General features: G+C 69.3%; 12 protein-coding genes and 2 pseudogenes. 6 read left to right on the plus strand and 8 right to left on the minus strand.

The window, feature by feature from the left end:
* Positions 1-4 precede the first annotated feature (4 nt).
* Positions 5-660 (minus strand): annotated as a pseudogene (locus BN159_RS02120) (transposase); the annotation flags it as partial.
* 215 nt (positions 661-875) lie between these two features.
* Positions 876-1,535, minus strand: a complete 660-nt coding sequence (locus BN159_RS02125; RefSeq protein WP_015655233.1) for a flavin-containing monooxygenase — start codon at positions 1,533-1,535, stop codon at positions 876-878.
* Between the two features lie 122 nt (positions 1,536-1,657).
* Between BN159_RS02125 and BN159_RS02130 the strand changes: the two genes are divergently transcribed.
* Positions 1,658-2,305 (plus strand): TetR/AcrR family transcriptional regulator, encoded by a 648-nt coding sequence (locus tag BN159_RS02130; protein WP_015655234.1) that lies wholly within the window; start codon positions 1,658-1,660, stop codon positions 2,303-2,305.
* 112 nt (positions 2,306-2,417) lie between these two features.
* Positions 2,418-2,897, plus strand: coding sequence for a hypothetical protein (locus tag BN159_RS42645; protein WP_157901063.1), 480 nt, complete (start codon positions 2,418-2,420; stop codon positions 2,895-2,897).
* Positions 2,898-3,433: 536 nt separating this feature from the next.
* On the opposite strand, the gene BN159_RS02145 is transcribed toward BN159_RS42645, so the two are convergent.
* The gene (locus tag BN159_RS02145) at positions 3,434-4,042 is read right to left on the minus strand and encodes a TetR/AcrR family transcriptional regulator (protein ID WP_231905562.1); all 609 of its coding nucleotides are present in this window, start codon (positions 4,040-4,042) and stop codon (positions 3,434-3,436) included.
* Positions 4,043-4,162: 120 nt separating this feature from the next.
* On the opposite strand from BN159_RS02145, the gene BN159_RS02150 reads away from it, so the two are divergent.
* From BN159_RS02150 to BN159_RS02160, 3 genes are all read left to right on the plus strand, one after another.
* Entirely contained in the window at positions 4,163-4,924 is a 762-nt protein-coding gene (locus tag BN159_RS02150; RefSeq protein WP_015655238.1) for an SDR family NAD(P)-dependent oxidoreductase, read from the plus strand.
* A gap of 48 nt (positions 4,925-4,972) precedes the next feature.
* Complete coding sequence (locus BN159_RS02155; RefSeq protein ID WP_015655239.1) at positions 4,973-5,377, plus strand: DUF4345 family protein; 405 nt, start codon at positions 4,973-4,975, stop codon at positions 5,375-5,377.
* Positions 5,378-5,533: 156 nt separating this feature from the next.
* Entirely contained in the window at positions 5,534-5,929 is a 396-nt protein-coding gene (locus BN159_RS02160) for a PPOX class F420-dependent oxidoreductase (protein ID WP_015655240.1), read from the plus strand.
* A 135-nt stretch (positions 5,930-6,064) separates the two neighbouring features.
* Here the strand turns inward: BN159_RS02160 and BN159_RS02165 are convergent, their stop codons facing one another.
* The 4 genes from BN159_RS02165 to BN159_RS02180 all read right to left on the minus strand — a co-directional run bounded on the left by BN159_RS02165 (position 6,065) and on the right by BN159_RS02180 (position 10,417).
* Positions 6,065-8,251, minus strand: a complete 2,187-nt coding sequence (locus tag BN159_RS02165) for an MMPL family transporter (protein ID WP_015655241.1) — start codon at positions 8,249-8,251, stop codon at positions 6,065-6,067.
* 16 nt (positions 8,252-8,267) lie between these two features.
* A complete protein-coding gene (locus BN159_RS02170; protein ID WP_015655242.1) occupies positions 8,268-8,459 on the minus strand; it encodes a hypothetical protein in 192 nt (63 codons plus the stop codon).
* A 135-nt stretch (positions 8,460-8,594) separates the two neighbouring features.
* Positions 8,595-9,263, minus strand: a complete 669-nt coding sequence (locus tag BN159_RS02175; protein ID WP_015655243.1) for a response regulator — start codon at positions 9,261-9,263, stop codon at positions 8,595-8,597.
* Entirely contained in the window at positions 9,260-10,417 is a 1,158-nt protein-coding gene (locus tag BN159_RS02180) for a sensor histidine kinase (RefSeq protein ID WP_041818744.1), read from the minus strand. Before BN159_RS02180 ends, BN159_RS02175 begins: the two co-directional genes overlap by 4 nt.
* 143 nt (positions 10,418-10,560) lie before the next feature.
* Between BN159_RS02180 and BN159_RS02185 the strand changes: the two genes are divergently transcribed.
* Positions 10,561-11,565 carry a S66 peptidase family protein gene (locus BN159_RS02185; RefSeq protein WP_015655245.1) on the plus strand — a complete coding sequence of 335 codons (1,005 nt, stop codon included), beginning with the start codon at positions 10,561-10,563 and terminating at the stop codon, positions 11,563-11,565.
* A 280-nt stretch (positions 11,566-11,845) separates the two neighbouring features.
* On the opposite strand, the pseudogene BN159_RS46850 reads toward BN159_RS02185, so the two are convergent.
* A pseudogene (locus tag BN159_RS46850) lies at positions 11,846-12,124 on the minus strand (DUF6192 family protein); the annotation flags it as partial.
* Positions 12,125-12,195: the final 71 nt, after the last annotated feature.

The raw sequence follows: 12,195 nt of genomic DNA on the forward strand, positions 1-12,195 counted from the left end.
AGCACGATTCGGTGGACTCGCGCAGTCCCTCGGCCAATGCGATCAGTTCCTTGGTGCCGTCCAGGTGTACGCCCATCAGCACCAGGACGCAGGAGTGCGCCTGCCCGAGCCGGACTTTGGGGTGCACCCCGTCCGCCCACACGTACACGTAGTCGGACTCGGCGAGGTCGCGCTGCTGGAAGGCGGTGTGGTCGTCCTGCCACTGCCTGGTCAGCCGGGTCACGGTCGCCAGCGCCAGACCGGCCGCCGAGCCGAGGAACTGCCCCAGCGCGGGCACGAAGTCCCCCGAGGACAGCCCGTGCGGGTAGAGCAGCGGCAGCACTTCGCTGACTTTGGGCGACTTGCGGCACCACGGCGGCAGGATCTTCGAGAAAAACCGCATCCGCTCGCCGGTGGCCACGTCCACCCGCCTGTCGTTCACGCGCGGGCCGTGAGCTCGACGGGACCGGCGGCGGTGGCCACGCTGCGGGGCCGGTGGCGGCCGTTGCGGACCACCAGGCGGCGCCCTGCCCCGTCCGTCTCAGCGGCCAACTCGGCTATGTACTGGTTGACTTCGGCCTCCAGCCCGGCGGCGAGCATCCGCCGGGCGCCCTCGCGGACGATCTCGTCGATCAGGGAGCCGGACTCGGTGGAGCTGTCGTCGTTCACTACGCTGAGCACGGGCGTGCCTCCCGACCCGCGCTGCGAACTCGGGCCTCTACTCGGTGACTTGTAGATCATTCGGGAAGGTACGCCCTTCGCTTACTCCCCCGAGAGCCGATTTACAAGTCCTGAGCATTGCTCGTCGCGCCGCGAGCAAATGCCATGGGCGGTGAGTCAGAGGCGTAGGACAACGTCCTGAGACGGATTAGGAACCTGCTGGTCAGCGCAATGCTCTATGACACGAACCGCGAGACCCTACAGTGGACGCCGCGCCGCGCGGAGAGGTAGGTCGCGGCGGCGTGGTATGAGGCGTCCACGGAGATGTCCATCGCCGAATTCCCCATGCCGACCACCACGACGCGCTGGTCGGCCAGTTGGGACTCCCTGGTGTAGGTGTGCGAGTGCATGATCTCGCCGCGGAAGTCGTCGGCGCCCGGGTACATCGGCTCGGGCAGCCGCGGATCCCAGTGGTGTCCGTTCGCGACGAGCACCGCGTCGTAGAAGAGGCTCTCGCCGCTGTCCAGAGAGACCTCGAACGTCCCGTCGTCCTGCGGGCGGACCCGCTCGACCCTGGTCCGGAAGCGGATGCGGTCACCGAACCCGAAATGGTCGACGTACGCGGCGAAGTACTCGGCGATCTGGTCGTGCCGCGCGAAGTCGGGCAGGTGCGCGGGCATCGGGAAGTCGCTGAACTCCATGCGCTTCCTGGAGGTGTTGATGTGCAGCGAGTTGTAGGCCGCGGAGACCCCGTTGCTGTTGCCCCAGACCCAGTTGCCGCCGACCTGGTCGGACATCTCGTAACAGTCGACGTCGACGCCGCGCTCGACGAGGATCTTCATGGTGGCGATACCGGCGGATCCCGCGCCGATGACGCAGACGCGATAGTCGTTCACAGAGGCGGATATATCCTCACCTTTCGATGTGACCACCGGTCATATGACCAGTGGTCACACGGTAGGGTCGGCTGTAGCGGCCGTCAATACGCGGACGGCCAGGAACACCGAAGGGGCTGCCGATGCCGACAGGGACATGGGAGCGACTGCCGGCCGAGCGGCGCGCGGCGGTCCTGGCGGCCGCCGAGGCCGAATTCGCCGAGCACGGTTTCAGCGGTGGCAGCCTCAACACGATCTGCCGCGAAGCCGGGGTGTCCAAGGGCAGCCTCTTCCAGTACTTCGACGACAAGGCGGACATGTGCGTCCACCTGGCCGAACTCGCGAGCCTGCGCATACGCGCCGCAGCAGAGGCCGAGGTCGAACAACTCGACTGGAACAAGGACTATTTCGGCGCACTGGACGCGCTGATCGAGTTCTGGGTCCGCTACTTCTACACGCACCCCAGGGAGCGCGCCCTGACCGCGGCGGCCAATCTCGAGCCGGACCCGACCGCACGCGCCCCCGTCCGCGCCGCGGTCAACCAGCACTACCTGGCAGTCCTGGGCCCGCTCCTGGACGTGGGGATCTCTGCGGGCCACTTCGGGGACTCTCCCGACCGGGAGTCCCTGCTGGCCCTGCTTCTGCTCCTGCTCCCCCATCTGGCGCTCGCGCCCCACGTCTCGGGCCTCGACCCGGTCCTCGGCATGAGCGGAGCCGACGCCGACCACGCCGTCGCCTCCGCACAGCGCGTGCTCGCAACCGTGCTGCGCCCCGGGCCGAGGGGGAACTGAACACCCTGGCCCGTCCCGTGCATCAGGCTTTACCCGCGGCGCCACCGCCCGCCAGCTCACGGACCAGGAACTCCTCCTGGAGGGCGAGCGCCTGAGAGAAGTGCGGCTCGACGTGGACGACACCCTCGTCAGAATCCGCGACGCTTTCCGCGCAGCCGGCTTCCCGACGGTCTGCTCGACCGACATCGACGGCTGGCTCAAGACCCACGCGGCCTATATGGCGCCGATCATAGCCATGGGCTGCCTGCCGCCACGCCCCGCACGGCGCCCCGGCCTCAAGTTCAAGGACGCCATGGACCTGGCCGCCGCCGTAGGTGAGGGCTTCGCGGCGGTACGGCACTCGGGCACACGCCTCAGCCCGCTCAACATGCGCACCCTGGACCGCATGCCGCAAGAACTCAGGGCGCTCCTGCTGTGGTCGGCCTTCTGCACACCGATGGCACGTCACTCGCTCGCTTCGCACTCGGGAGCCGCACCCGGCGAAGTCGCCGCGCTCCTGAACGAACTTCAGGCGCTTGGGCGTTCGGTGGGGCTGCCCGTGCACAGCCTCGAACGGCTGGCGACGCGCGTCCCCGAGGCCCTCGGCCGATGACACGCCGACCGGATCAACTGGTGTGCTTGGTGACGAAGTCGTCGATGGCGTTCTCCAGCTGCTGCAGGCCGGGGTCTTCGAGGGGGTAGTGGCCGGCGTTGTCGAGCATGACCGGGCCCACGGGGACCTTGGTGATGTGGGAGATGACGGGAACGCCGGCAGCGACCTGACAGTAGCCCCGTTTTCCCAGCGCCCCGCAGTACTGCCGAGCCGCCCGGCCGACGCCCGCCCACACTTGGCCAGCCAGAACGGCCCTCCAGGGCAGCAGTAGCCCGTGAGGGATCCCACAAGCCCGCCGAGCGGTTGGCGCGCGGACAGCGAGGGGGCTATCGTCACTAAGTAGAACGACCGGTCTTCCTCCCTCGCGAGGAAGGGTCTGTACCGGCCTTCCCGGCCGGGCTGCCTCCAGGCGGGGATCTGTCAGGAGGTCGCCGGTGCACGTCGAAGAGAGATCAAAAGGTTCCGTGAAGCCAATCCGCGCCCCGGCCCAGCCGGGGCATCGCACAGAGCCGCTGCCTCATGCGGCTCCGACGGCATCAGCCTTCCGACCGGATCAGCCGGACCGCGTTCAACAGAGTTTTGTGGGCGGCCGTGGAGTCATCCAGGTAACCGGCCGCCATCGCGCCGTCGTACAGCATCAGCAGCGCACCGGCGGCCGACTCCGGGTCGGCATGGCCGAGCCGGGTGAGCAGTTCCTGGAAGAGGTTGCGGATCCAGTCCCGGTGGGTCGTCACCAGGCGGCGGACCGGGTGGTCGGCGTCCGGGTACTCGGCGGCCGCGTTCATGAACGGCGATCCGCGAAAGCCGCGCTCGCGGGCGTGCTCGGCGATCGCCTCGAAGATCAGGTCGATCGCTTCGGCGGGCGGGTGTGCGGCGGCCAGCGGTTCGGCCACCTGCTTGTAGTAGGCGTCCTTGGTCAGCAGGTAGGCCACGACCAGGTCGTCCTTGGCGGCGAAATGCCGGTAGAAGGTCGCCTTGGTCACCCCGGCCTCGGCGATCAGCCGCTCCACGCCGATCGCGCGCACACCTTCGTAATAGAACAGCCGCGACGCGGCCCGGACCAGGCGTTCGCGAGGAGGCAGGTCTCCTTCGATCGTGCTCTCCTGACGCTTGGCGTTGGTTGGCTTCCGCCCAGTAGTGCTCACTTCCCCATTCTGCCCGTGGCTCGGCCCTTGAGTGGCCCCACCCCTCCTACGGCCTGTCAGGGCCGCACTCCCCTCCCGTACGGCCCGGGCAACGTGGCCGCGCATCGAAAGGTTTGAACGATGACTCGTCGTCTTGAAGGAACCGTCGCCCTAATCACTGGCGCGTCCAGCGGCATCGGCCACGCCACCGCCCTGGAGCTTGCCCGCGAGGGCGCGTCCGTGGCCCTGGTCGGCCGGCGCGAGGACCGGCTCACCGACCTCGCCGCGGAAATCTCCAAGGCCGGCGGCAAGGCCCTGGCCGTGCCCGCCGACATCACCACTGCCGAGGCCGCCGCGGAAGCGGTCGAGCGAACCGTCGAGGGCCTGGGTCGCCTGGACACGCTGGTCAACAACGCCGGTCTCATGCTGCTCGGCCCCACCCCCGGCGCGGACCTGAACGAATGGCAGCGCATGGTCGACATCAACCTGATGGGTCTGATGTACACCAGCCACGCGGCCATCCCGCACCTGGTCAAGGCCGCCGCCGACGGGCCGCGCCGGGTCGCCGACATCGTCAACATCAGCTCGCTGAACGGCCGCAACGCCTACGCCATGATGGCCGTGTACACCGCCACCAAGTTCGGCGTCACCGGCTTCAGCGAGGCGCTGCGCCTGGAACTGGCAAAGCAGCATGTCCGTGTGTCCGTCGTCGAGCCGGGCAGCGTCGACACCGAACTGCGCACCCATAACTCCGAAGTCGTCCAGCAGCTCCTCAACGCCGGACTCGGCGACATCGAACGGCTCCAGAGCGAGGACATCGCCGACACCGTCGGCTACATCGTCACCCGCCCCCGGCACGTGGCCGTCGCCGAGCTGCTCGTACGCCCCACCGAGCAGGCCTGATCCCGGGCCCGAGCCCGGAGTCCATTCCCAGACGAGCAAGGAGGCGCGGTGGCGGTCGACCCTCGTGACACAGCAGCCAACACCATCGTCCGTCTGTGCCTGCTGCTGGCGACCGCCATCACGCTCGGAGGCGGCCTTCAGCAATTGGCGCAGGGAGGCCCGGCGGACGCGGACAACGTGCACCGCTTCATGGCAGGCGCTTACATCGGCTGGGCTCCCCTGTTCTTCTGGGCGGCGGCAACGATCCGCCGTCAGGGAATGCTCGTCTACTTCCTGGCAGTCCCGATCTTCCTCGGGGGCGTCGGTCGGCTGGTCTCCTTCTCCCAGTACGACATTCCCAGCCCAGCCGAATTCCTCCTCGCCTCCGCCCTCCTGGATTTCCTCCTCGCGATCGTCATCGTCGGGGCACATTCCACTGCGCTCAGGGCCAGACGAGCGCCGGCCGCTGCCTGAGGCACCGGCTCCAGCAACGCGGCGAGATCCAGGGGGCCTTGAGGCGGGCGCGAAGTGGCTGCTCCAGGACCGTCTGGCCGAGATCGGCGCGGAGTACCAGGAGGGCGAGCCGAGACCACCGACCGCGAACACAATCGCAAGGAGGACAAACGCATCATGAACGACGCGCTGCTGGAGCAACTCAGCGCCGGCAAGTACATGTTGGTCACCAGCTACCGCAAGAACGGCACCCCGGTCGCCACCCCGGTCTGGGTGGTACGCGACGGAGACACGCTCGGCGTGCAGACCCAGGCCGACTCCTGGAAGGTCAAGCGGATCCGGGCCCGCGGCGACATCCTCGTCGGCCCCTGCGACCTGCGCGGCAACCCCAGTGGCGACCCTGTCCCGGCCACCGCCGAGATCACCGACGCGGCTACCAGCGCACGCTACCGCTCACTCATCGCCCGCAAGTACGGCATCATCGGCCGACTCATGATCCTCAACAGCCGGCTGCGCCGAGGAGCGGACGCGACGCTGGGCATCCGCGTGCGGCTCACCCCCGTAACAGGCTGACTCACCGTCAATTCCCGTATCAAGGCCGCCTGTCGGACGGCGCAGGGCGTTGGGCCTCTCCATCGCGCCCGCCGAGGATCACTACCGTCACGCACAGCTCTCGGCCCGAGTTCCAGTCGAGAGCTGTGCGTGCGATCAAGACCGAGCGGAATGTTCGAGCGCCACCTTGGGCAGCCGCCTGGCGAGCGCGGCGGGCAGCCACCAAGCCCACTTGCCCATCAGCTGCATCAGGGCCGGAACGATCAGGCAGCGGATGACCAGGGCGTCCATCAGGATCGCCACCGCGAGGCCAAGGCCGAACTGCTGAAGCATCCGGTCGGCACTCAACATGAAGGCGCCGAACACCACGATCATGATGGCCCCCGCCGCCGTGATCACCTTTCCGGTGGAGGCCAGTCCTTCGCGTACCGCGACGGAGTGGTCCTTCGTACGCTCCCACTCCTCATGGATCCGCGAGACCAGGAACACCTCGTAGTCCATGGAGAGCCCGAACACGATCGCGAAGATCAGTACGGGGAGGAAGGCTTCGACCGGGCCCGGCTGGACCCCGAACAAACCGTGCTGGAACAAGAGCGTCATGGCGCCGAGCGCGGCGGTGATCGAGAGCAGGTTGAGGAGGGCCGCCTTGACGGGGATCAGGATCGACCGGAAGACCAGCATCAGCAGCAGTGACGAGAGGCCGACCACGACGGCGACGAAGAGTGGCAGCCGGCTGGAGACCGTGTCCGCGAAGTCCTGGGAGGCGGCGGTGGCTCCGCCGACGAGAATCTCAGCGCCGGTGTCGTGCTTCGCCTTCGGGGCCACATCCTCGCGCAGACGGTGCAGGAGGTCGGTGGTGCCTTCGTCCTGCGGTGCCGTCTTCGGGTAGACGATCACGGTGGACAGGGCGCCGTCCTCGGAGGGCATCGCGGGGCTCGCAGCCGCCACGCCCTCGGTCTTGGCCAGCTCCAACTGGACGGCCCTGCCTGCTGCTTCGTCTCCTTGCGTCACGACGACCAGTGGACCGTTGAAGCCCGGGCCGAAACCTTCGGCGAGCAGGTCGTACGCCTGCCTGGAGGTCGTCGTCCTCGGGTCGTTTCCGGCATCGGCGAAGCCGAGGCGCATGCCGAGCGCCGGTGCGGACAGGGCCAGCAGGGCCAGGACGGCGACCAGCAGCGACGGCAGCGGGCGGCGCTGCACGGCTGCGGCCAGCGCCCGCCAACGGCGGCCCTCGGTCCTGCCCTTGGCCGCGGTCCTGGCCGCGTGCTTGAGCACATGGCGCTGGATGCGCCTGCCGAAGAGCGCCAGCAGGGCGGGCAGCAGGACCAGCGAGGCGGCCATAGTGGTCAGCACGGTCAGTGCCAGGGCGAGGGCCACGCCCTGCAGCGAGCCGAGGCCGAGCGCGACCAGGCCGAGGAGGGCAATGATCACGGTGCAGCCGGCGAAGAAGACCGTGCGGCCGGCGGCGTCCAGGGCCTTACGGCCGGCTGCGGCCGGGTCGGCGCCTTGAGTGAGCTCGTGCCGGTAGCGGTAGAAGATCAGCAGGGCGTAGTCGACGCCGACGCCCAGGCCGACGAGCATCGTGATGGGCGGCGTGAAGTCGGCGATGGTGAAGACGTGCGAGGAGAGCACGATCAGGCCGAGGGCGGAGCCGACCGCGAAGAGGGCGGTGAGCAGCGGCACGGCGGCCGCCACCAGTGAGCCGAAGAGCAACCCGAGGATGACCAGGGCGGCCCCGATGCCGGCCAGTTCCGCGGTCGGGCTCCCCTTCTCCTCGGCGCCACGGACCGCCTCGCCGCCGACCTCGACCTGAAGACCGTCCGCCTCGGCGCTCTTGGCGGTGTCGATGATCGCGGTGACGTCCTCCTTCGGCATGGCCTCGGCCTTGGCGTCGAGAGTGACGGTGGCGTAAGCGATCGTGCCGTCCTCGGAGACGGCGGCGGCATCGGCGTACGGGCTGCGCACCTCGGCGACACCGGGCAGCCGTGCGACCTCGGCCAGCATCTTCTCGACGACCGTCTTGGCGGCGTCGATGCCCTGACTGTCCTTCAGGACGATGTCGACGCTGTCCCCGGCCTGGGCGGAGCCGTGCTTGGTGAACAGGTCGGTGGCCGCCTGGGAATCGGTGCCCGGCAGGGAGAAGTCGTTCTTGTAGGCGGAGCCGGCGGCCTGCGATCCCAGCGTGACCGCGACCAGCACGGCCACCCAGATCAGCAGGGCTGCCCAGCGGTGGCGCTGCGCCCAGCCGGCCAGGGATCCGGACCGGCCGCCGCGCGGCCGGTCCGGTGGGCCCGGTTCTGCGGGCGGGGCAAGAGGCGCGGCTGTGCCGCGGGTGGAGGACATGGGTGACTCCTCGGGTTCAGCGTGAGTGGCCGGGCGTGACGAACGCGCCCACCACGGCGCCGCAGAGCGTGGGCAGGCCGATCGCCAGGACGGCGAACACGAAGTCGACCTCCACGGTCAGGGCCCCGGCGGCCGAGACCAGCAGAATTCCGGCGGCGGCCCCGACGAGCGCGGCTGTGGCCCATCCGGGAACGGAGGGTGCGTTCATGGCCCCGATCGTGCCTGCGCGACGGGGGCCGAATCGTCAGTCTCCGGCCGACACCCGTCGTACCCCAGGGGATGTACGCCGCCGCCGCGCGGTACCCCAGGAGTTGCGAGGAGCCCGCGCTCGCCCGGGGGCTGCCTAGTCCGCCAGCCAGCCGGGGCTGACCAGGCCGGACTCGTACGCCAGCACCACGACCTGCGACCTGTCCCGCGCCCCCAGTTTCGACATGATCCGGCTGACGTGCGTCTTCGCTGTCGACGGTGCCAGCACCAGGCGCGCCGCGATCTCGTCGTTCGTGAGCCCCGCCGCCACCAACCGCATGACCTCACGCTCCCGTTCGGTGAGGGCACCGAGCCGGGAATCCGGCTCGGGGCTCTTCACCCGGCCCGCGAACTCGGCGATGAGCCGCCGCGTGATCGACGGGCTGATCAGTGCGTCACCGCGGGCGGCGACCCGCACCGCCTGCAGCAGTTCCTCCGGCTCCGTGTCCTTCACCAGAAAGCCCGTCGCCCCGGCGCGCAGCGCGCCGTACACGTAGTCGTCCAGATCGAAGGTGGTCAGGATGACCACCTTCACCGACGCCAGCCGCTCGTCCCCGGCGATGGCCCGGGAGGCTTCCAGACCGTCCATCCCCGGCATCCGGATGTCCATCAGGACCACGTCCGGCTCGAGCTCACGGCAGGCCGAGATCGCGGACTGCCCGTCGGGGGCCTCGCCCACCACCTCGATGTCGTCCTCGTCCTCGAGGATCGACCGGAACCCGGCCCGCACCAGCCTCTGGTCGTCCGCCAGCAGGACCCTGATCATCGGTCGCTCTCCTCCATCGGCTGTCCTGTGCTCCCGTACGGCAGCCGGGCCCGCACGGCGAATCCGCCCTCCGGCCGTGAACCCGCGGCGAGTTCGCCGCCCAGTGTCCGCGCCCGCTCGGTCATGCCGGCGATCCCGCTGCCGTCACCGGCTCCCGGGCCGGCCGTCGCGCCCCGGCCGTCGTCCTCGACGGTCAGGGCCAGCTCCTCGTCTGCGTAGTGGAGCCGGATGCAGACCCGTTCGGCTCCGCTGTGCTTGGCGGCGTTGGTCAGTGACTCCTGCACGATCCGGTACGCGGCCAGGTCGACCGGGGCGGGCAGCGGGCGTTCCCCGCCGGTGCGTTCGATCCGCACCGTGAGCCCCGCCGGTTTCGCCGAGGCCGCCAGCTCGTCCAGCAGCGCGAGTCCGGGAGCGGGTGCCGTGGGCGCTTCCTCATCGACCTGACGCAGCACCCCCAGGGTGGCCCGAAGCTCCCGCAGGGCCTGCCTGCTGCCCGCTTTGATGGCGCCGAGCGCCTCCTCGGCCTGTACGGGATCCTTCTTCAGCCGATGCAGCGCCGCACTCGCCTGCACGTTGATCATCGAGACGTTGTGCCCGATCACGTCGTGCAGCTCACGGGCGATGCGCAGCCGCTCCTCGGTGGCCCGCAGCCGTGCCTCCTCCTCGGCATAGGCCGCCCGGCCGTGCCGCACCGTGCCGAGAGCCACGACGGCGACCAGCCAGCCCGCGAGCATGAACACCGCCGTGCCGTTGATGTCGCTGTTGCCCGCGAAGGTGCCCGCGGCCATGCCGATGACCATCGCCGCCGTGATGGCGACGGCGGCCTGGAGGCGCCCCTGGGCCGCGATGGCGTACAGAGCCACGATCGGCACCACGACCAGCGGACCGTCAGTTTCGCTCAGCAGGTGGTAGCCCCCCGTGGCCAATGCCGTGAACCAGCCCACCCCCACCGGATACCGGCGCCGGAACAGCAGTGCCGCGCACACCGCGGCGATCAGCAGCCAGGACACAACGAGCGAGGGCGTCGACCCCTCCGCACCGCGCAGCAGCTGCGCCTCGGCGACCGCGACCAACGCGAACGTCCCGAGGGCCAGTGCGGCGTCGGCTCGGGTGCCACTGGGCAGCTCGAAACGGGGCGGGGCGAAAGGGGGCACGCAGTCATTCTGCCCGTCATGCCGATCCACGGAGGCCGGAGCCCACTGTGTCAGATCCGACGATCTGCGACGTTCCGTGGCTGGTGGGCTGTCGTGCGGTAAATGAGTGGCCGCGTTGTTGGGCGGGTGGACAGACTGCGCCGGTGACCGATTCCGCACTGCCTCGGCTGCTTCGCCCTCGCGCCCTGAAGCCCGGAGATCTCGTCGTCATCGCCTCGCTGTCCGGGCCGCTCCATGCCGCTGCCGAGCCCGACCTAGAGCAGGCGGTGGTCGTACTCGAACGGACGGGATTCCGTGTTCGCCGGGCTCGGCTCCTCGAAGCAGGGCGGCACCATTGGTGGAGCGCGGCTCGGCCGGCGGAGATTGCCGAGGAGCTCAACACTCTTCTGCGCGATCCCGAGGTGCGCGCGATCATCGCGCATGACGGCGGCCAGACGGCGCTCGGTTACCTCGACCTGATCGATGTCGAGGCGATCGCCGCCGACCCCAAGCCGATCCTCGGCTACAGCGACATCTCGCTTCTGCACCTGGCGCTCTATGCACGCACGGGCCTGGTCGGGTTCCACGCCGACTGCGCCACGCCCGGTCTCGGCGGGGCATGGCAGACCGCGCCCGCAGCGCGCAGAGCGGAGCTCGAGAAGCTCTACTGGACGCTGCTGACCGGCACGGAGGCGATCGGTGCGCTGCCGGCGACCCCGTCGTGGGAGTGCTGGCGTCCTGGTCGTGCCGAGGGCCGCCTCATCGGCGGAGTGATCAATCGCATCGTGCTTGCGCAGGCGACGCCGTATGCACTTCCGCTCGAGTGGTTCGACGGCGCGGTGCTGTTCTGGGAGGAGACAGGGGGCCTGGCAGCGCATGTATGGAGCTATCTACAGGTACTGCGCCACTCCGGCATCCTCGATCGGATCGCCGGCATGGTCGTGGGCGTCCCGCACGCGATCGACGGACTCGGGACGGGCGCGCCTGACACTTCCCCCACCCTGCGCGAGATAGTCCTCGACGTCCTCGGGGATCGTGACATCCCGGTCCTGGGCAACGTCGAGTTCGGACATGCCGGCCCGAATCTGCCGATGCCGGTCGGCATCCGCGTCTGCCTCGACGCGCAACAGCGGACATTGTCGCTGCTCGAACCGGCGGTACGACCGTAGGAAGCTCGCCATTTTGGCGATCTTCTATTTCCCGGATCCTCTGCGTCTGCTTCCGGATATGCATGGGCGCGGGTTTGACGGCGGCTTTCACCGGTTCCACAGGATGCGGCGATGTGCGTGGTGGTCGGGGAGGTCGCGTGAGGCGGCGGACCATGAGGGTGATGAAGGTCCAGGTGATGCGTGCCTCGCTATGGGAGATGAGCCGCTCGTGGTCGCGGACGTTTCTCCTGACGTCGTCCTCAAGTTCGGCCTGCTCGAACTGGGCCTCGTTCACGTTCTCCCGAGCCTCGGGGTGGCGCATGGCCTTGAACGCCACCTCCGGCCGGCGCAGGAAGTCGGTGGCCACCTGCGCCGCCACCGCCTCGTCATCGCGCGCCAGTTCAGGGATCGCCTCGACCTTCTCCTGCGCGGTGACCGGGACCAGGACCTCTTCGGTCTGCCAGCCCACTGACTTCTTGGCCACCTCCGCACTCCACCGGCGCCGGCCGGTGCGCCGGCGTCCTGCCGTCGGCTGCAAAACCCCGGCCCGGCGTTGCGCCCCCGCCTGTCCACCAGTCACGGAACGTCACAGATCACCGGTTCTGACAGAGCTTCGGATTGACGGCAACCTCCCGCCCATCGACGGCCACT

It is taken from the genome of Streptomyces davaonensis JCM 4913 (genome assembly GCF_000349325.1).
Classification (GTDB): Bacteria; Actinomycetota; Actinomycetes; order Streptomycetales; family Streptomycetaceae; genus Streptomyces; species Streptomyces davaonensis.

What these genes read in the sequence shown, in the direction of transcription:
- BN159_RS02165 (WP_015655241.1), bottom strand. Translation starts at nt 8,251, where the DNA reads ATGTCCTCCACCCGCGGCACAGCCGCGCCTCTTGCCCCGCCCGCAGAA.
- BN159_RS02130 (WP_015655234.1), top strand. Translation starts at nt 1,658, where the DNA reads ATGCCGACAGGGACATGGGAGCGACTGCCGGCCGAGCGGCGCGCGGCG.
- BN159_RS02175 (WP_015655243.1), bottom strand. Translation starts at nt 9,263, where the DNA reads ATGATCAGGGTCCTGCTGGCGGACGACCAGAGGCTGGTGCGGGCCGGG.
- BN159_RS02150 (WP_015655238.1), top strand. Translation starts at nt 4,163, where the DNA reads ATGACTCGTCGTCTTGAAGGAACCGTCGCCCTAATCACTGGCGCGTCC.
- BN159_RS02170 (WP_015655242.1), bottom strand. Translation starts at nt 8,459, where the DNA reads ATGAACGCACCCTCCGTTCCCGGATGGGCCACAGCCGCGCTCGTCGGG.
- BN159_RS02160 (WP_015655240.1), top strand. Translation starts at nt 5,534, where the DNA reads ATGAACGACGCGCTGCTGGAGCAACTCAGCGCCGGCAAGTACATGTTG.